At 67.6% G+C, this 17,331-nt stretch carries 17 protein-coding genes; 5 read left to right on the top strand and 12 right to left on the bottom strand.

Annotation, left to right across the window (positions count from 1 at the left end):
• The first annotated feature begins 95 nt into the window (after positions 1-95).
• A complete protein-coding gene (locus ACNA0R_RS19315) occupies positions 96-821 on the top strand; it encodes a GntR family transcriptional regulator (protein ID WP_415827669.1) in 726 nt (241 codons plus the stop codon).
• Between the two features lies 1 nt (position 822).
• Here the strand turns inward: ACNA0R_RS19315 and ACNA0R_RS19310 are convergent, their stop codons facing one another.
• Together ACNA0R_RS19310 and ACNA0R_RS19305 are read right to left on the bottom strand one after the other, a co-directional pair.
• Positions 823-1,380 carry a hypothetical protein gene (locus tag ACNA0R_RS19310; protein ID WP_415827668.1) on the bottom strand — a complete coding sequence of 186 codons (558 nt, stop codon included), beginning with the start codon at positions 1,378-1,380 and terminating at the stop codon, positions 823-825.
• 72 nt (positions 1,381-1,452) lie between these two features.
• Entirely contained in the window at positions 1,453-2,409 is a 957-nt protein-coding gene (locus ACNA0R_RS19305) for a LysR substrate-binding domain-containing protein (RefSeq protein WP_415827667.1), read from the bottom strand.
• Between the two features lie 171 nt (positions 2,410-2,580).
• On the opposite strand from ACNA0R_RS19305, the gene ACNA0R_RS19300 reads away from it, so the two are divergent.
• Together ACNA0R_RS19300 and ACNA0R_RS19295 are read left to right on the top strand one after the other, a co-directional pair.
• Positions 2,581-3,669 (top strand): tartrate dehydrogenase, encoded by a 1,089-nt coding sequence (locus ACNA0R_RS19300; RefSeq protein WP_415827666.1) that lies wholly within the window; start codon positions 2,581-2,583, stop codon positions 3,667-3,669.
• Between the two features lie 166 nt (positions 3,670-3,835).
• A complete protein-coding gene (locus ACNA0R_RS19295; RefSeq protein WP_415827665.1) occupies positions 3,836-4,804 on the top strand; it encodes a tripartite tricarboxylate transporter substrate binding protein in 969 nt (322 codons plus the stop codon).
• A 15-nt stretch (positions 4,805-4,819) separates the two neighbouring features.
• On the opposite strand, the gene ACNA0R_RS19290 is transcribed toward ACNA0R_RS19295, so the two are convergent.
• Entirely contained in the window at positions 4,820-5,761 is a 942-nt protein-coding gene (locus ACNA0R_RS19290) for a cupin domain-containing protein (protein WP_415827664.1), read from the bottom strand.
• A 75-nt stretch (positions 5,762-5,836) separates the two neighbouring features.
• On the opposite strand from ACNA0R_RS19290, the gene ACNA0R_RS19285 reads away from it, so the two are divergent.
• Complete coding sequence (locus ACNA0R_RS19285; protein ID WP_415827663.1) at positions 5,837-6,811, top strand: oxidoreductase; 975 nt, start codon at positions 5,837-5,839, stop codon at positions 6,809-6,811.
• Here ACNA0R_RS19285 and ACNA0R_RS19280 read toward each other — a convergent pair whose 3' ends face one another.
• From ACNA0R_RS19280 to ACNA0R_RS19240, 9 genes are read right to left on the bottom strand one after another with little or no spacing between them, the layout of a single operon-like run.
• Complete coding sequence (locus tag ACNA0R_RS19280; RefSeq protein ID WP_415827662.1) at positions 6,812-8,329, bottom strand: gamma-glutamyltransferase family protein; 1,518 nt, start codon at positions 8,327-8,329, stop codon at positions 6,812-6,814.
• 10 nt (positions 8,330-8,339) lie between these two features.
• Complete coding sequence (locus tag ACNA0R_RS19275) at positions 8,340-8,966, bottom strand: CoxG family protein (RefSeq protein WP_415827661.1); 627 nt, start codon at positions 8,964-8,966, stop codon at positions 8,340-8,342.
• Positions 8,950-10,107, bottom strand: coding sequence for an FAD-dependent oxidoreductase (locus ACNA0R_RS19270; protein ID WP_415827660.1), 1,158 nt, complete (start codon positions 10,105-10,107; stop codon positions 8,950-8,952). The genes ACNA0R_RS19275 and ACNA0R_RS19270 overlap by 17 nt, the downstream gene beginning before the upstream one ends.
• A 7-nt stretch (positions 10,108-10,114) precedes the next feature.
• Complete coding sequence (locus tag ACNA0R_RS19265) at positions 10,115-10,606, bottom strand: RidA family protein (RefSeq protein WP_086065174.1); 492 nt, start codon at positions 10,604-10,606, stop codon at positions 10,115-10,117.
• Positions 10,607-10,615: 9 nt separating this feature from the next.
• Positions 10,616-11,734 carry a DODA-type extradiol aromatic ring-opening family dioxygenase gene (locus ACNA0R_RS19260; RefSeq protein ID WP_415827659.1) on the bottom strand — a complete coding sequence of 373 codons (1,119 nt, stop codon included), beginning with the start codon at positions 11,732-11,734 and terminating at the stop codon, positions 10,616-10,618.
• Positions 11,731-12,204 carry a (2Fe-2S)-binding protein gene (locus ACNA0R_RS19255; RefSeq protein ID WP_415827658.1) on the bottom strand — a complete coding sequence of 158 codons (474 nt, stop codon included), beginning with the start codon at positions 12,202-12,204 and terminating at the stop codon, positions 11,731-11,733. Before ACNA0R_RS19255 ends, ACNA0R_RS19260 begins: the two co-directional genes overlap by 4 nt.
• Positions 12,197-13,099: an FAD binding domain-containing protein gene (locus tag ACNA0R_RS19250; protein ID WP_415827657.1), complete on the bottom strand. Its 903-nt coding sequence runs from the start codon at positions 13,097-13,099 to the stop codon at positions 12,197-12,199. Before ACNA0R_RS19250 ends, ACNA0R_RS19255 begins: the two co-directional genes overlap by 8 nt.
• Entirely contained in the window at positions 13,096-15,483 is a 2,388-nt protein-coding gene (locus ACNA0R_RS19245) for a xanthine dehydrogenase family protein molybdopterin-binding subunit (RefSeq protein WP_415827656.1), read from the bottom strand. The genes ACNA0R_RS19250 and ACNA0R_RS19245 overlap by 4 nt, the downstream gene beginning before the upstream one ends.
• Positions 15,484-15,487: 4 nt before the next feature.
• Positions 15,488-16,504: a Bug family tripartite tricarboxylate transporter substrate binding protein gene (locus ACNA0R_RS19240; protein ID WP_415827655.1), complete on the bottom strand. Its 1,017-nt coding sequence runs from the start codon at positions 16,502-16,504 to the stop codon at positions 15,488-15,490.
• 122 nt (positions 16,505-16,626) lie between these two features.
• Here ACNA0R_RS19240 and ACNA0R_RS19235 point away from each other — a divergent pair, with 122 nt between their 5' ends.
• Positions 16,627-17,331 carry a GntR family transcriptional regulator gene (locus ACNA0R_RS19235; RefSeq protein WP_415827654.1) on the top strand — a complete coding sequence of 235 codons (705 nt, stop codon included), beginning with the start codon at positions 16,627-16,629 and terminating at the stop codon, positions 17,329-17,331.

Below are 17,331 nucleotides of genomic sequence, written 5' to 3'. Positions count from 1 at the left end.
TGGCTGGGCCTTACGATGGATGAAGGCCCTGGCGCGAGGTTTTAGCGAAAAATCGCTTGGATTAAATCTAAAAGTACATAATACTAGACTTATATATGTCTGTACATCGCCAAACTATTGCCGCCGGTCCGATCCCGCGCTACGTCGCCGTGGCGGATCAGCTGCGCCGCCGCATCGAAAAGGGGGAATGGCCCGCGGGACATGCCTTGCCTTCGCTGCAGCAACTGGCCGCAACCTTCGACGTGGCGCGGCTCACCGCCCGGCAGGCCGTGCAGCTCCTCGTGGCCGAGGGCCTGCTGGCCAGCCATCGCGGCCAGGGCACCTTCGTCACGGCAACCGCACGGCCGATCAAGACCGCGCCGCTGGAGAGTTCACTGCACGAACTGGGGAGCACCTACCGCAGCCTGGCGCCGGTGATCCTGGCGATCGACGAGACGCCGCGTCCGCTGCCGGTGGGGGGAGGGAGGGAAGAGGGCTATGTTTATATGCGGCGCCTGCACATGAACGATGGGCGGGCGTACTGCGTGATTTCGCTTTATATCGCGCAGTCGATCTTCGCGCTGGCGCCGGAGAAACTACGCTCGCGCGCCGTCATTCCGGTGATGCTGGAGCTGCCGGGCGTGCGGATCGCGCGCGCCCATCAGACGCTGACCATAGGGACCGCCGATGCGGAAACGGCGTCATTGCTGCATATCGCCAAGGACGCGCCGGTGGCCAATGTCGCGCGCATATTCCATGACGCGGCGGGCGAGGTTCTTTACTACGCCGACGTGACGTACCGCGGCGATGCGATCCGGCTGGAGATCGATCTGAAAGCCTAGGCTATCGCGCGCCCGCCTTGGGCGGCTGGGGGCTGTTGGCGGGATTCGTATCGAGCTTGCTGATGCTTTCGACGCCCGCGTTCGTGCCCAGCGCGGATATATCCGCCACCAGCGCATCGGCAATGCGCTCGCCGTAGACTTCCTGGTCGTTCACGTACACGGTGAACACGCGCTGGTATTTGGCCTGCTTGGCCGGATCACGGATCGTGTCCAGCGTCCATTGGTACAGCGGATAGTCCTGGACGCCGTCCTTTTCGGCCTGTTTCACATATCCCGCGAAGGCGTCGTACTGCGACGTGATCGCCGCATGGTGCGCGCGCAAGGCATCGCGCAGCCTGGCCAGCGCCGGCGTGTCCCGGCCGTCGCGGTAGGCGTCGGCGAGGTCCTGGGATACGACCATCCGCACCTGGTACTGCAATTCCTTATTCATCGGTTTCCCTTCGGCATGGCGTGTCTGCGTGACCGCGTCCGTCCGCGGCGATGGGGTGCCGGCGTGGCCGTCGGCATGGGCGTACGCACCCAGGAGCAGGGTGAGCAAAGGCAAGAGCCGACTGACCATGATGTCCTCCCGATCGTTGGCTCGGCGTGGCCGATGGGCCAGGAAGACGATTGTACTAAGCGCCGCCGGCCTTCATGAAGTCGGCCGCAGCGGCTTGAAGCGCTCGACGAGGAAATCCACGAAGCTGCGGACGCGGGACACCATGCGCAGGCGCTGGTTGTAGACCGCATGGATGTCCGCTTCCGGCGTCGCGTAATGCGGCAGCACGGGCACCAGCCGGCCGCTGGCCAGGTGGCGGCGGATATCCCATTCCGCCCGCATGACGATGCCATGGCCGTCCAGCGCCCATTTCACGGCGATTTCCCCATCGTTCGTGGTCAGGTTGCCGCGTACGTGGACGGCCTCGGCGGCCGCCTTGCGCGACGATGAAGCGTTCGACGCGCGCGGCCGGCGCACCGGCGTCAAGCGCCAGACGCCGTAGGCGTCGCTGCCCTGGCGTATGCCTATGCAGTTGTGGCGCTGCAGGTCGGCGGGCGACTGCGGCGTGCCGCGCGTGCGCAGGTATTTGGGCGACGCGCACAGCAGCCGGCGGTTGGGCGCCAGAAAGGTGGCGACGAAACGTGCATCCGGCGGCGCGCCGAAGCGTACGCAAACGTCGAAGGCATCCTCATCCAGAGGCGGCGGATCGGCGGACAATTGCAGTTGCACTTCGACCTGCGGATAGCGCTGCACGAATTCCGATATTACCGGCGCCACGTGCATGCGGCCGAAGCCCAGGGTGGCGTTGACGCGCAGCAGGCCGCCCGGCTTGTCCTTGGCGCGTCCCAGCAATTGCCGCAGATCGTCGATGTCGCCCAGGATGGCGCGCGCCCGTTCCAGCAGCACCTCGCCTTCCGGCGTGGCGCTGATGCGGCGGGTGGTGCGCACCAGCAACGGAAGCCCCAGCCGCGCTTCCAGGGCCGCCAGCCGCTTGCTGACCGCGGCGGTGGAAATGCCGAGGTCGCGCGCGGCGGCGCTCAGGGTGCCGGCGGCGGCGATGGAGACGAAGAAGGCCAGGTCGGATGCCTGGAGACCCGGGGTGTGATTCATGGCGTGATGGCGTCCTTCATCGCTTGCGTATCTCGCGCCGGCATGAATTCCCGGAACAGGAGCGCCGCCGGTCATTGTTAACTACAGGTTAACGACGGTTCAACTTTAGCGGTGCTTTTCAACACTGTCCACACCGCACAATGGCGTAGCCATCCACGTTGGAGCATCGCAATGAAGACATACAGGATCGCCACCATTCCGGGCGACGGCATCGGCAAGGAAGTCGTGCCGGCAGGCCGCACCGTCATGGAGGCCGTCGCGGCGACGCAGGGCGGCCTGCGTTTCGAGTTCGAGGATTTCGACTGGGGCGGCGACTACTACCGCCGGCATGGCGTGATGATGCCGGAGGACGGCCTGGATGCCTTGCGCGACAAGGATGCCATCCTGTTCGGATCGGCCGGCGATCCGCACATTCCCGACCACATCACCCTGTGGGGGCTGCGCCTGAAGATCTGCCAGGGCCTGGACCAGTACGCCAACGTCCGGCCCACGCGCATCCTGCCGGGCATCGACGGCCCCTTGAAGCGCTGCGCGCCGGAAGACCTGGACTGGGTCATCGTGCGGGAGAATTCCGAAGGCGAATATTCCGGGGTAGGCGGACGCGTGCACCAGGGCCACCCCATCGAGACCGCCACCGACGTTTCGATCATGACCCGCGTCGGCGTCGAACGCATCCTGCGCTTCGCCTTCTGCCTGGCGCAGTCGCGCCCGCGCAAGCAGCTGACGGTGATCACCAAGTCGAACGCCCAGCGCCATGCCATGGTGATGTGGGATGAAGTGGCCGCGCGCATCGCGCGGGAGTTTCCCGATGTTGCCTGGGACAAGGAGCTGGTCGATGCCGCCACGGCGCGCATGGTGAACCGTCCGCGCACGCTGGACACCATCGTCGCCACCAATCTGCACGCCGACATCCTGAGCGACCTGGCCGCCGCGCTGGCCGGCAGCCTGGGTATCGCGCCCACCGGCAACATCGACCCCGAACGCCGCTATCCGTCCATGTTCGAACCCATACACGGATCCGCCTTCGACATCATGGGCAAGGGCTGGGCCAATCCGGTCGGTACGTTCTGGTCGGTGGTCATGCTGCTGGAGCACCTGGGGGAAATGGCAGCGGCCAAACGGGTCATGGCCGCTATCGAGGCGGTGACGGCCGATCCCGATCTGCACACCCGCGACCTGGGCGGCACGGCCGGCACGGACGACGTGACGCGCGCGGTGTGCGCGCACCTGGCCGCCAGCCGTGCGGCCGCGGCCGCCTGAACGGCCCGGCCCGCGCGGTCATCGCGGCCGCTTGCCGATGAGCCGGACATAACCGGCCGCCCGTGCCCGCCAGGCCGTCCATAACGACAATGAGGAGACAACAATGCACGCTGGATATTTCTTTACGCGTTTCACGCGTTGCTTTGCCCGTGGCTCGAGGCGCCGCATGCGCGGCGCCGCCCTGCTGGCGGCGGGATTCGCCGCCGCCGCCAGCCTGCCCGCGGCGGCGGCCGAAACCTGGCCCAGCCATGCGCTGACGCTGGTCGTGCCGTTTCCCACGGGCGGCACGACGGATGTGCTGGCCCGCGCACTGGGCGACCAGTTATCGCGCAGCCTGGGGCAGCCGGTCATCGTGGAGAACCGGCCCGGCGCGGGCGCGACCATAGGCGCGGATTACGTCGCCAAGGCCAAGCCCGACGGGTACGTGCTGTTGATGGGCGCCGTGCACCATACGATCGCCACCAGCGTCTATAAATCGTTGGGGTACGACTTCCAGAAGGATCTGGCGCCGATCGCGCCCATCGCGATGGTGCCGAACGTGCTGACCATCAATCCGGCCTACACGCCGGCGCGCAATGTGGCCGAACTGGTCGCGCTGGCGAAAAAGTCACCCAATGGGCTGGCCTACGGATCCAACGGCTTCGGCACGGCGCAGCATTTGATCGGCACCCAGTTCCAGGCCGCCACCGGCGCGACGCTACTGCATGTCCCGTACAAGGGCAGCGGCCCGCTGACCACCGACCTGCTGGGCGGCCAGGTCGCCATGTCCTTCGACACCATGACCACGGTGCTGCCGCAGATCAAGGCGGGCAAGCTGCGCGCGCTGGCGGTCACCACCGCGCAACGCAGCAAGGCGCTGCCCGACGTGCCCACGCTGGCGGAGGCGGGCCTGAAGGGTTTCGATATCGGGACCTGGTTCGGCGTCTTCGCGCCGGCCGGCACACCCAGGCCGGTGCTGGACAAGCTGAGCGCGCAGGTCGCGCAAATCACCGCATCGCCGGAGTTCAGGCAGAAGCTCGACGCGGCGGGCGCCGAGCCCATGAGCGCGACGCCCACGGAGTTCGCCGCGCGGATCGATGCTGAAACGAAGAAGTTCGCCCAGCTGGTCAAGGACCACAATCTCAAGGTCGAATGACTTTTGCGGCGTGAGTCACCGGGCCCGTGGCCCGGTCCTGCGGTATTGGCCCGGCGCCACCTTCACGATACGCTTGAAAGCGCTGCTGAAGGCGCTTTCCGAGCTGTAGCCGGCGCTGGCGGCGGCCTGGGCGACAGAGGCGCCGTTGCGCAGCGCCCGCGTCGCGAGCTGCATGCGCCATTCGGTCAGATAGCCTAGCGGTGTCAGACCCATGGTGTCACGAAACCGTGTTGCGAACGATGTGCGCGACATCCCGGCCTCCTTCGCCAGTTCGTCCAGGGTCCAGTCGCGTTCGGGCATGCGGTGCATGCTGCTCAGCGCCATGGACAGGCGCCGATCGCCGAAGCCTTTCAGCCAGCCGGTATCCGCCGGCGGGGCGTGTTCTACGTAGGCGCGCAGCGTATGCACCAGCAGCAGTTGGGTCAATCCCGCGGCCAGGAGTGAACGGCCGGGACGGCCGCCGGGCCGCATCTCCGCAACCAGCTGGCCAAGCAGCCATGCAATGGCGCCGGGCTCCTGCCGCGCCCGCGGTACATGCAGATGATCGGGCAGGCAGCTCAAAAGCAGGGGCTGGCGGTCGGCGTCGATGCGCACGATGCCGCCCAGCATGGTGAAGTCCTCTCCAGTGCCCAGCCTGTACGTACCGTCGTCGTCTTTCGTTATGTCGTCGGTGGTCGCGGTGGCCAAGCGCGAGGGATCGCTGGCCAGGATCAGCCGGCGTTTGCCGCTGGTGACCACCACGTCGCCGGTTTGCAGTGGGGCTGGGCCGTAGCCGCCATCCAGTTGAAACCAGCATGCGCCGGTTGTGACCACGCAGAATTTCACCGCGTCGGGATTGGCGAAGCGATGCACCCACGCGCCGCCCGCCACCAACTGGCCGGAGATATCGCAGCGCATATCCAGCACACCCAGTAGATCGGATAAAGCGTCCGGCGATGGATATGTACGCCCGCGCATGAAAATCGTACTCGCAAGGCTGTGAGGGGATGGAGGCGGCATCCTACCATGCATGTCCGTCATCAGGAGGAAGGCATGACCACCCCACAAACTCCCATCGGCTCCGGCTTCGGCGCCGCATCCACCGCGGCCGATGTGGTTCGCGGCATCGACCTTGCCGGCAAGTGCGCCGTCGTCACTGGCGGTTATTCGGGTATCGGCATCGAAACGGTGAAGGCCTTGAGGGACGCTGGCGCCAGGATCGTCGTGCCGGCTCGCGACATGGTGAAGGCGCGCGTCGCTTTGGCGGATATGCCGGACGTCATGCTGGAAGCGATGGATCTGCTCGATCCCGTTTCCATCGACCGCTTCGCCGCCCGTGTACTGGAGGCGACCGATAAGGTCGATATCCTGGTGAACAACGCCGGCGTGATGGCGCCCCCGTTGATGCGCGACGCGCGCGGTTATGAATCGCAGTTCTCCGCCAACCATCTCGGCCATTTCCAGCTGACGTGCCGGCTGTGGCCGGCTTTGGTCAAGGCCGGAGGGGCGCGCGTTATCTCGCTGAGTTCCTATGGGCACCGCCGTGCCGGCGTCGATTTCCACGATCCCAATTTCGACCGGCGCCAGTATGAACCCTGGGTCGCCTACGGCCAGTCCAAGACCGCCAATGCCTTGTTTGCCGTGGCGTTGGACTCGATAGCCCGACGATGGGGGGTGCGATCGTTCGCCGTACATCCGGGCGGCATTGTCACGGATCTGATCCGGCATATGCCGCAAGCGCTGATCGATGCCAGCGATGTCATCGACCGGAATGGCAAGCCGATCATCGACCCGGAGAACAATAAAAAAACGCCACGGCAGGGCGCCGCGACCAGTGTCTGGTGCGCCACCAGCCCCTTGCTGGCGGGCATGGGCGGCGTTTATTGCGCGGATTGTGAAATCGCGCGCGCGTTGCCTTCGGATGAGTCCACGGAACTGCACGGTGTCAGGCCGCGCGCCATCGACCCGGTCGCCGCGGGCCGGTTGTGGCAGCTCAGCGAGCGGCTGACCGGTACGCGCATCGATTAGCTACCATGCCGATGCGCAGGCCTGGCGGCGCAGGTCCGCCGCGGCCTCCAGCATGCCGTCCAGGTAGCGCACGGCCTTGATGGAGCCGAAGTAGAAGGGGTGCAGCGAATTCTCCACCACCCGGACGCCGGCATCACGCAACAGGCCGACGGTTTCCTGCGGGAAGCCCGGTTCGCACATGAGCTGGCCGTCGCGGCCGATGCTCCAGCGCGGCAGGTCCAGCGCCTGCGGCAGCGGCGTATGGTCCAGCAGCACGTTGGAGATGCATTGCACGGCGGTGGTGGTCTGGCTCACGCCGCCCGGCGACACGGCATAGAGCGCCGGCCGGCCATCCTCGAAGACCATGTAGGGATTCAGCGTATGCACCGGCCGTCTGCCCGGCGCCAGCAGGTTGTGGCGTGCAGGATCGGTGCTGAACTCGCTGAGCCGGTTGTTCATCAGGATGCCGGTCGCGGGGTCCACGCAGCCGCTGCCGAAAGGCTGGAAGACGCTTTGCAGCATTACCAGGCCGTTGCCCCGGTGGTCGGCGAGCACGATGCCGGCGGTGTCGCCCGGTTCGCCGCGCACCGGGCCGGGGACTGCCGCGGCCAACGCATCGTCGCGCCATGGCCAGGCGGCCCGGTCGTCGGCGACGCGGTCGTGCAGCCGGGGCAGGCAGGCGCGGGCGTTCATGACCTGCGCGTACAGCCGTTGCGCGCGAGGCGCGGCGAAGCTGCCTTGCAGTCGCGCCAACTGCGCCAGCATGAGGACGCCGACGGAGTTCGGCGGCATGACCAGCGCTTCGAGCTTGCCGTATCGCTGCCTGACGGGTTCGGTCCAGTCGGCGGCGACGCGGCGCAGGTCCTCCTGTTGCAGCAAGCCGCCGGTTTCCGCGGAGAACGCGCATAGGGCGCGAGCCACGGGGCCTTCGTAGAAGCCTGCTTCGCCATGCAGGGCGATGTGTCGCAGGGTGTCCGCGAGCGCGCGTTGACGCCATGGCGCGCCTGGGCGGCGGTCAACGCCGTCGACCTGGAATGCGGTGTCGAAGCCCGCCTGCGCGCGCACCTGCGGCGCGACCAGCGCCAGATTGCGCGCGACCTCGCTGGAGAACGCCGCGCCGTCGGCGGCGAGCTCGATGGCATCCTCGAACAGGGTGCGCCAGGGCTGTCGTCCGTGGGCGCGGTGCGCCTGCGCCCACAGGCGCACCAGGCCAGGGACCACCCAGCTGCGTGGCCCTCGCGCGTCGATGGCCTGCGCGAACAGGGCAGGGGTGGCCCGGGCCGGCGCGATGCCGGAACCGTTCAGCGCGCGTGTCTTTCCGCTGGCGGCATCATGGAGCAGCATCATTCCGCAGCCGCCCAGCGAGGTCGCGTGCGGCAGCACCACGGCCAGGACCGCGGAAGCCGCGATCATCCCGTCCACCAGCGTGCCGCCGCGTTCGAGCTGCGCGCAGGCGGCGCGGGTCGCGAGATGGTGTCCTGTCACGACGCCATGGCGGTGTCCGTACAGGCTGGCGCGGGGGCGCGCGGCTTCGGTCATCGTATCGATCTCATCGCAGATATCCGGCCAGGAAGGTGCCGGCGAAGCAGCCCAGGCCGCAGGCCAGCGGCAGCCACCACGATGTCCGGACAGGCGGAGCGGCCGGCCCCCATGCCTGCGTTCCCGGCGCGGCTCCCGCTCCGCGCGGCTGGCCTCCGAACGAACCGGAGGCGGCCGCGCGAGGATCCGCGGTGGACGATCCCGCCAACCGCTTCTGGACGTTATGGAAGAAACGCTCCGAGAACTTGCGCGCGGCGCCGTCGATCAGGCGGCTGCCCAGCTGGGCAAGCTTGCCATTGATCGCCGTCTCCGCCGAATACGCCAGCAACGTCCCGCCCGGCATATCGCTGAGCTCGATGCGAATGCGGCCCTGCGCCGAGCCGGCCATGCCGCCGTTGCCTTCGCCTATCAGCACATACGACTGCATGTCGGTCTCGACCTCGCGGCGGAACGTTACGTCGAACGAGGCGCGCACCGGGCCTACCGCGCTGACCAGCGTCGCGGCATAGCGGTCGCCATCGATCGCCTGCAGCGTCTTGCAGTCCGGAATGGTCGCGCGCAGGAAGTCGGCATCCGCCAGCGCGCGCCACACCGTGGCGCGGTCCGCCGCGAGTGTCTTGCTACCGTCTATCAGCATGGCTGCGTCCCGTATCCACGTGTATGCCAGCCAGCGCAAGGCCGTGGTCGGCGATGCGCATGCGGTTGTTCAGCGACCGGAACCGCCCGAAGCTCCACACCACCAGCGGCCTTGCGAAATCCAGCACCGTGGGCCACTGGCGGGTGAAGGCGTCGTAGCGGCAGGCCCAGGCCTGCGTGCGGTCGCTGATGAAGCGTACGCGCCGTTCCCAGCCCTGCAGCGCGGCGGGGATGTCGGTGGCGTCGCGCACCAGCGTGGCCAGGGCCAAGGCGTTCATCAAGGTCAGTCCCGCGCCCTGGCCCAGCGTCGGCGGCAGGCCGTGCGCGGCATCGCCCAGGATGGCGACGTTGCCCACCGCCCAGCGCGGGCAGTTCACCACGCCGTAGGGATACTGGGTGGCGGGCGCCCTGGCGAGCACCTCGAACAGCGGCCGCAGCAGGGGAAAGCGGCGCGACCAGTCGGCCACGTCCAGGGGCAGGCGCGCCGCGCCGGCGTCGGAGGCGGGCGCCACCATGTAGACATAGGTATGGGCCGGCCCGGCCGGGGTCACCCCTATGCGGCGGTTGCCCGACCAATGTTCTACGGTTTGCAGTTCCTTGGTGAATTCCCGCGACTCGATCAGGAAACGATCTATCAGCGTGGGCAGCTCGGTGAACCCGCCGCCGATGTTCAGCGATTCGCGCACCGCCGAACGCACGCCATCGGCCGCCACGATAAGGTCCGCCGCGTGGCTGCCGTCCTTCGTGTGCAGTTTGCCGCCGCCGGCGCCGGTGACGCGGGAGCCGGTCAGAATCTGCACGCCGCTGTCCAGCGCCACATCGCGCAGGCCTTCGATCAAGGCCTGGCGGGGGAAGGTGTGGACGCGGGAGGCGCCGGTCAATTGCCGTTCCTGCTTGACGCGGCCGTCGGCGAAACGGATCTGCGCGCGTTCCAGCTTGGTGCCGCGCGCTTCGATGCGGCGCATGACGCCCAGGTGTTCCAGGACTTCCAGGCTGTTGTTCTTGATGTAGATGCCGGCGCCGATCTCGCGGATTTCGTCGCCTTGCTCGTGGACGCGTACGCGCCAGCCCTGGCGGGCCAGCAGCGCGCCCGCGGCCAGCCCGCCGATACCGCCTCCGGCAATTTCTGCAGTGCGTGTCATGCTGTCCTCACTCGATCTCGACGACCATTTCCAGTTCGATCGGCATGTTGAAGGGCAGTGCCGCGAAACCCACCGCGCAGCGCGCATGGATACCGGCGGCGCCGAATACGGCGGTCAGCACGTCGGAGGCGCCGTCGATCACTTCGGGCTGGCGGAAGAAGTCCGGCGTCGAAGCCACCATGCCGAACAGGCGTACCACGCGCTTGACGCGCGACAATTCGCCGATTTCGGCCTTCAGCGAGGTCAAGGCGCTGATGACGGCGTTGCGGGCGCCGGCCTTGCCTTCTTCGATGGACACCTCACCACCCAGCTTGCCCTTGTGCGTCTGTTCGGCGCCCTTGAAGGTGCCATGGCCGGCGACGAAGACCAGCTTGCCGGTGGTCACCGCGCCGGCGTAATTGCCGACGGGCTGGCGGCGTTCCGGCAGTTCGATGCCGAGTTCGGCCAGGCGGGCTTCCGGCGTGGCGCCCTTGAGGGAGTTGAAGGTTTCGATGGACATGGCGGTTTCCTAAGGGTTGGATGATGGGTGGGATGCCTGTTCGGATGAAGCGCCGCGTTCGCGCAGGATGCGCAATTGCGTCGCCGCGCCGGAAGTCAGCAGGGCATGGATGGAGAATTCATCGCGCAGGCGTTCGGGATTCATTTCGAGCAAGGCTACGCGTTCGTCCGGCGCCAACGCGTAGCCGTCGCACCAGGCGCTCGGGTCGTCCAGGTAGCGGCGCGCGCTGTCCGGATCGCTGCGCAGGCTGTACAAGGCCTGCACCAGCGGCACGCGCTGCGGGGGCAGCGCCGGATAGATCAGGGGCGCGGTCTCGCCGGGCTCGGTAAGGTCCCAGGCCAGCACGCTATAGGTGTGATGCCAGGACGGTTCGAACGTGGCGATGAAGGGCTTGCGATTGCCCATGGCGCCGGCCGCGATCAGCGGCGCCCGCAATTCCAGGTTGCCCGTGCGGTCGAGCGCGGCATCGTCCAAGGCGAGCAGGGCGGTCAGGTTGCCGGCGCACATCTGCTCGTACAGTTGCCGGTCGGTGCCGACGTCGGGATGCGGATAGTGCGCGGTACCCGGATAGTGCGACAGGCCGCCGCTGGCGATCAGCAGCGCGCGTCGCCCCATGCGGGTGACGGCGCGTTGCAAGGCCTGGCCGAAGGCATGGCAGCGCAGCGCCGACGGCTGCGGCGGCACGTAGGCGTTCACGAAGATCGGCGTCAGCGGCACCTCCCTGCCGAAACCCATGAACTCGTAGGGAATCGTGAAGGCGGTCGGCAGCTTGGCCGACAGCGTGTAGGCCAGGTCGAAGCCTTCCTCTTCCATGGCGCGCACCAGCCCGTAGCCCATGGACGGGTCCAGCGTCCAGTTGCCGCGATGCTTGTGCATGCCGTCCGCGCTGGCGGCGGCATGCACGCAGAAAGCGGGCACGGAGTGCGTGACGAAGTGGTCGCCGTGGTCATTGGACAGCATGATGATGCAGTCCGGCCGCAGCGCGCGCAGGCGGTCGCCGGCCTGCGCCATCGCGACGCGGACGCGTTCGACCTGGTCCAGGTCTTCGGTGTCCGGGCGCGACAGGAACTGCGGCGCGTGCGGCACGCAGGCGACGCCGACGATGCCTGCCTGATCGGAGGGCTTCATGTGGATTCCTCTATGGTGGTCTGGATGGCTGCGACGATGCCCTGGTAGCCGGTGCAGCGGCAGATGTTGCCGCACAGCTGTTCGCGTATGTCCGCGGGGCAGGGGGACTGGCCGCGCGCCACCATGTCGTGGGCGGTAATCAGCATGCCCGGCGTGCAGAAGCCGCATTGCAGGCCATGGTGGCGATGCATGGCGTCGCGCAGGCGGTGCGCCAGGTCGTCGTCCAGGCCCTCGGCCGTGGTCACGGCGGCGCCGCCGCAGCCCGCTGCCAGCGTCAGGCAGGCGCGTACCACTTCACCATCGACGATGACATTGCAGGCGCCGCAGACGCCGTGTTCGCAGCCCAGATGCACGGAAGTCGTGCCCGCCTGTTCGCGCAATGCGTCCGCCAGGCTGGCGTTGGGTTCCACGTCCAGCGTCGCCGGCTTGCCGTTGACGAGCAGGTCTACGCTTATGCGGGTTTCAGTCATGGCGATACTCCCGCGCCTGCTCGATGGCGCGTACCAGGTTGGCCGCGTGGCGGTGATGCGCGACGGCCGGCTCGTCCGGCAGCATCCGCGCGATGTCCTCCATGGCTTGCCGCATCAGCCGCGCGGTATCGGGTCGCGCCGCGCCAGGCCGGGCCGCGTCAGGCCGGGCCGCGCCAGGCTGGCTTGAGTCTGGCGAGGCCGCGTCGAGCAGGGCGGCGCAGCCCGCCGCCGCGCGCGGGCCGGTGGACGGCGCCATGATCCAGCAGGACCACTGTCCGGATGCGCGCCGCAGCGCCACCGCGGATGTGGCGGCGTACTCGCCCGCCCGGTGCATCAGCTTGGCGCGGCCCCACGCGGTCAAGCCCGCGTGGTCCGCATCCAGCATGATGGACGTCAGCAGCTCATCGATCTCGATCTCCGTGGTCAACGGTCCCTGGATGAAATCGCGCAACGCGGCCGCGCGCCGTCCGCGCAGGCTGCGCAGCTCCACCGCGGCGTTCAGCGCCGAAAAGAGCAGCGGCCAGTCACCCGCCGGATCGGCGTGCACCAGGCTCCCGCCCACCGTGCCTTGCGTGCGCACGGCCGGGAAGGCAATCTGCGCGGCGTGCGCCGCCAGCAGCGATGCCAGCGGCGTATCCGGCGCGCCGCGCGCGAGATCGGCATGCGTGGTCATCGCGCCGAACGAAATGCCATCGTCGCGTACCTGCCGCCCGCGCAGCGCCGGCACGCGCTTCAGGTCCACCAGCACGGCCGGGCGCGCCAGGCCGTAGCGCATCGTCGGCAACAGGCTTTGCCCGCCGGCCAGCACCTTGGCATCGCTGCCCAGCGCCGCCAGCGTATCCAGCGCTTCGTCCAGCGAGGCGGGCGCGCGATAGTCGAAATCCGGGAACTTCATTGCGCTTGCTCCCGCGCCAGCCACTGCGCCAGCAGGTAATCGGGTTCGACCGGCGTGCGATCCACGGCCACGTCCCGTTCGCGCAGGGCGGCGCGCACCGCATTGGCGATGGCCGCGGGCGGCGGCACCGAGCCGCCTTCGCCCATGCCCTTGACGCCGAAGGCGGAAAACGGCGAAGGCGTGCACAGGTGGATGATCTCTATGGCCGGCACTTCCATGGCGCTGGGCACCACGTAGTCGCCGAAGGTCACCGTCTGCGGCTGGCCGTCGTCGTTGTAGCGCATGGCCTCGTACAGCGCCTGGCCGATGCCCTGGGCGACGCCGCCGATCACCTGGCCGTCGGCGATCAGCGGGTTGACCACGGTGCCGCAGTCCTCCACCACCAGGTAATCGGTGATCGCCACAAAGCCGGTATCGATGTCGACTTCCACCCGCGCCGCGTGCACCGCGTACGAGAACGTGCCGGTTTCGACGCTGGGCCGGTAGAAGGCCTGCACAGACATGCCCGGTTCGATATCTTTCGGCAGCTTGTGTATCTGCACGGTGGAAATGCGGGATATTTCCGCCAGGCTCAGGCAGCCGTGCGCGCCGTGCAGCGCGCCGTCGCGCAGTCGCAGGGCTTCCGGCGCATCGCCCAGGTTCGCCGATGCGATGCGGCGCGCCTTGGCGATCAATGCTTCGCAAGCCTGGGCCACCGCGCCGCCGCCCATGACGATGGAACGCGAGGCGACCGTGCCCATGCCATAGGGCGTGGCCGCGGTGTCGCCCTGGCGCACGCGGATATCAGCGATAGGAATGGCGGTGATCTGTGCGGCGATCTGCGCGTAGCTGGTGGCATGGCCCTGGCCGTGGGCCAGCGTGCCGACGTCGATCTCCAGCGTGCCATCGCCGTTCAGGATGACGCGCGCGGCCTCGTGTCCATAGACCGTGGGCGACCCACGGCGAAACCATTCTTCCGAGCCATGTCCCGCCTGCTCGACCAGCATGGCGTAGCCGACGCCGGCGCGGCGGCGGGCGCTCGCGGGCGGGCGCTCGCCCCAATTCGTCCGCACATGCCGCGCTGCTTCGTCCACCGCCTGCCGGTAGTCGCCCGAATCGTAGGCCAGCCCCGTCGCGGTGACGTAAGGCATCTTCTCCGCCGGGATCAGGTTGCGCCGGCGGACTTCCACCGGATCCATGCCCAGGAAGTGCGCGACCTCGTCGACGATGCGCTCCATGGCGAAGCAGCCGCCGGGCCGGCCCACGCCGCGATAGGGGCCGACCGGACTTTTGTTGGTGTAGATGCTGATGGCCTGGAAGCGGTAGTTCCGGATGTCGTAAGGCCCCAGCATCACATTGGCCGCCATATTGGCCTCGATCGCGCCGGTGGATGTCTTGGCGCAATACGCGCCCGCATCGACGATGAAGGTCGCGTCGATGGCATGGATGCGGCCATCGCCGTCGAACCAGGCGGCGATGTCCTGGTCGTGCTGGCGGCTATGGTTGCTGGCGACGAAATGCTCGTAGCGGTCCTCTATCCAGCGCACCGGCCGGCCCAGCTCCATGGCCAGCGCGGTCAGCAGTACTTCTTCCGGGTACAGATTGCTCTTGGCGCCGAAACCGCCCCCCACGTCGGGGACGATCACGCGCAGGTCGCTTTCCCGCAAACCGGGTATCTGGGCGGCGATGAAGCTGCGTATCAGATGCGGCCGCTGCGTCGACAGATGCACGTGCAGGGCGCCGCTGGCCTTGTCGCGATAGGCCAGGCAGCCGCGGCCTTCCAGCGGGCTGGCCAGTACCCGCTCCATGGCGAAGCGGCGTTCGATGCGATGCAATCCCGCGCCGTCGCGCGCCGCGGCCTCGATGCGGTCGAAGTCGCCTATCGTGCGCGCCGCGCGCATGATCAGATTGGACTGCAGGTTTTCATGCAGCGGGATGCCCGGGTTTTCCCATTCCGCGCGAGCCTGGAGCACCGGCTGCAAAGGTTCGATATCCAGCGTGAAGGACTCGGCCCAGCGTTCCGCCTGGGCGCGCGTGGGCGCCATCACCAGCGCGACCGGTTCGCCCACGAAGCGCACCTTGCCCGTGGCCAGCAGCGGGTAGGGCGCGCCATGGAATCCATCGCGCAGCAGCTCGGCCTTGATGGGCAGGGCGCGTCCGTCGAAGTGCCGGGCCAGCCGGATATTTTCCGGCGGCACGTCGTCGCCCGGATGTACGCCCTTCAGCACCCCATGCGCGACCGGACTGCGCACGAAGGCGATCTCCAGGCAGTCGCGCACCGCGATGTCGGCGATGAAGGCGGCGGCGCCGGCCAGGTGGCGCGCATCCTCGCGGCGCGGAATGCGCGCGCCGATGATGCCCGGGGCGGTGCCGGCCTCGTGGGCCGGCGCTTCTACGCTATGCATGGGCTTACTGGTCCACGGTGACGTTGCCGGCCTTGATGATGGCGATCCATTTTTCGCTATCGGCCTTCATGCGGTCGGCCAATTGCTGCGGCGTGCCGCCGGTGGGGACCAGGCCCAGGTCCAGCAGCCGTTTCTGGATGTCCGGCCTGGCCAGGATGCGGTTGACGGACGCGTTCAACTTGTCGACCACGTCGTCCGGCGTTTTTGCCGGCGCGAGCAGCACGAACCAGCTGGCCATGTCCGTATCGGGCAAGCCGAAGTCTTTCAGCGGCGGGACGTCGGGCAGGGTGGGAAAGCGCTTCGGCCCGGCGATGGCGAGCAGGCGGATACGCTGACTGGCGATTTGCGGCTGCGCCGGCGCCAGGTTTTCGAACGAGTAGTCGACTTCGCCCGAAGCCAGCGCCACGACTTCGGGTCCGCTGCCCTTGTACGGGATATGCACGCCCTTCAGGTGCTCGACCTGGTTCAGCCACTCGCCGGCCAGGTGCAGCGTGCTGGCCGTGCCGGCCGAGCCGAAGGACAGCTTGTTGTTGTCGGAGCGCTGGTGCGCGATGGAAAGAAACTCGGGCACCGTCTTGGCCGGCATGGTCGGACCGACGATCAGGAAGGCCGGCACGTCGACCAACCCGATGACCGGACGCAGCGAGCGGGCCGCGTCGTAGTTCAGGTTCTTGTACAGATAGGTGTTGTTGACGACGGAAGTCGTGGCCAGCAGGAGGGTGTGGCCGTCCGCGGGCGCATTGATCACGAAGCGTGTGGCGATCTGCGTGCTTCCGCCCGGCTTGTTTTCGACGATGAAGGCCTGGTGGTATTCGTCGTTCAGCTGCTGCGCCACCACGCGGGCGACGATGTCGGATGCGCCGCCGGCGGCGAACGGCACGACGATGGTGACCGGATGATCCGGATAGGCGGCCCGCGCCGTGCCCATGCCGGCGCCGTTCACGATTACCGCGACCGCACAGGCCGCGCGGACCAGGGCGGCCGCCCTGCGCGTGCGGCCCGGCTTTTGAAGACTGAACATGAACTTCCCCTTAAAGTATACGTAGTGTCCATAAAGTATACGAAACGGGAGAATAATATCTGAGCGTGCTAGCATGTCAAGAAAAATCTGGCTCATCGCGAGTCGCGACATTCGGAAACTCCATGGCAACCATCGCTGAAGACCTGCGGTCTTCGCCCGCCGGCGTGGAAACACGCGCCGCCCGCTTACCCAATGTCTATGAGGCCCTGTTCGAGCAGATCGTTACCGGCAAGCTGCGCGCGGGAGAGCGCCTGCTGATCGACGAGCTGGCCGAACGGTTCGGGGTCAGCAAGATCCCGGTGCGTGAAGCCTTGAAGGCGCTGGAAGCAAAGGGCTGGGTGGAATCGGCGCCACGGCGCGGCACCTATGTGCGCCGGCTGTCGATGGGCGAGCTTCATGAGCTGTTCGAACTGCGGCAGATCATCGAGCCGGAAATCACTGCCATGGCGGCGCACCGGCGGCGCGCCACCCATCTGCAGCAGTTGCTGGCGCTGGTGGACGAAGGCGAACGCGCGGTGGAGCTGAGCGACTTCGTCACCAGCTCACGGGTCAATTCGCAATTCCATACCGTGATCGCGCAGGCCGCGGATAACGCGCTGGCCTTCTCGGTGATCCAGGAGCTGGAGCTGCGCCTGTGCCGTTATTTCTTCATCGCGGAGTGGGAAGAGCGCAAGGAATCCATGCGGCAGCACCAGCGGCTGTACGAAGCGATTCGCGCGCAGAACGCCGACGAAGCGCGACGCCTGACCATTGCCCATTTGCGGCATACCGAGGCCATGGCGACCCGCTCCATATCGGCGCAGCGCACGCCGGAGCTCGCCGACTAG

Origin of the sequence: Bordetella sputigena (assembly GCF_965137885.1) — a bacterium.
Lineage (GTDB): Bacteria > Pseudomonadota > Gammaproteobacteria > Burkholderiales > Burkholderiaceae_B > Bordetella_C > Bordetella_C sputigena.
Note: the sequence above shows the minus strand (reverse complement) of the source record. Positions and strands in the feature narration are given on the sequence as shown.

Bases quoted from the DNA above. Each gene is read 5' to 3' on its own strand.
- ACNA0R_RS19315 (WP_415827669.1), top strand. From the start codon at position 96: ATGTCTGTACATCGCCAAACTATTGCCGCCGGTCCGATCCCGCGCTAC.
- ACNA0R_RS19310 (WP_415827668.1), bottom strand. From the start codon at position 1,380: ATGGTCAGTCGGCTCTTGCCTTTGCTCACCCTGCTCCTGGGTGCGTAC.
- ACNA0R_RS19305 (WP_415827667.1), bottom strand. From the start codon at position 2,409: ATGAATCACACCCCGGGTCTCCAGGCATCCGACCTGGCCTTCTTCGTC.
- ACNA0R_RS19300 (WP_415827666.1), top strand. From the start codon at position 2,581: ATGAAGACATACAGGATCGCCACCATTCCGGGCGACGGCATCGGCAAG.
- ACNA0R_RS19295 (WP_415827665.1), top strand. From the start codon at position 3,836: ATGCGCGGCGCCGCCCTGCTGGCGGCGGGATTCGCCGCCGCCGCCAGC.
- ACNA0R_RS19290 (WP_415827664.1), bottom strand. From the start codon at position 5,761: ATGCGCGGGCGTACATATCCATCGCCGGACGCTTTATCCGATCTACTG.
- ACNA0R_RS19285 (WP_415827663.1), top strand. From the start codon at position 5,837: ATGACCACCCCACAAACTCCCATCGGCTCCGGCTTCGGCGCCGCATCC.
- ACNA0R_RS19280 (WP_415827662.1), bottom strand. From the start codon at position 8,329: ATGACCGAAGCCGCGCGCCCCCGCGCCAGCCTGTACGGACACCGCCAT.
- ACNA0R_RS19275 (WP_415827661.1), bottom strand. From the start codon at position 8,966: ATGCTGATAGACGGTAGCAAGACACTCGCGGCGGACCGCGCCACGGTG.
- ACNA0R_RS19270 (WP_415827660.1), bottom strand. From the start codon at position 10,107: ATGACACGCACTGCAGAAATTGCCGGAGGCGGTATCGGCGGGCTGGCC.
- ACNA0R_RS19265 (WP_086065174.1), bottom strand. From the start codon at position 10,606: ATGTCCATCGAAACCTTCAACTCCCTCAAGGGCGCCACGCCGGAAGCC.
- ACNA0R_RS19260 (WP_415827659.1), bottom strand. From the start codon at position 11,734: ATGAAGCCCTCCGATCAGGCAGGCATCGTCGGCGTCGCCTGCGTGCCG.
- ACNA0R_RS19255 (WP_415827658.1), bottom strand. From the start codon at position 12,204: ATGACTGAAACCCGCATAAGCGTAGACCTGCTCGTCAACGGCAAGCCG.
- ACNA0R_RS19250 (WP_415827657.1), bottom strand. From the start codon at position 13,099: ATGAAGTTCCCGGATTTCGACTATCGCGCGCCCGCCTCGCTGGACGAA.
- ACNA0R_RS19245 (WP_415827656.1), bottom strand. From the start codon at position 15,483: ATGCATAGCGTAGAAGCGCCGGCCCACGAGGCCGGCACCGCCCCGGGC.
- ACNA0R_RS19240 (WP_415827655.1), bottom strand. From the start codon at position 16,504: ATGTTCAGTCTTCAAAAGCCGGGCCGCACGCGCAGGGCGGCCGCCCTG.
- ACNA0R_RS19235 (WP_415827654.1), top strand. From the start codon at position 16,627: ATGGCAACCATCGCTGAAGACCTGCGGTCTTCGCCCGCCGGCGTGGAA.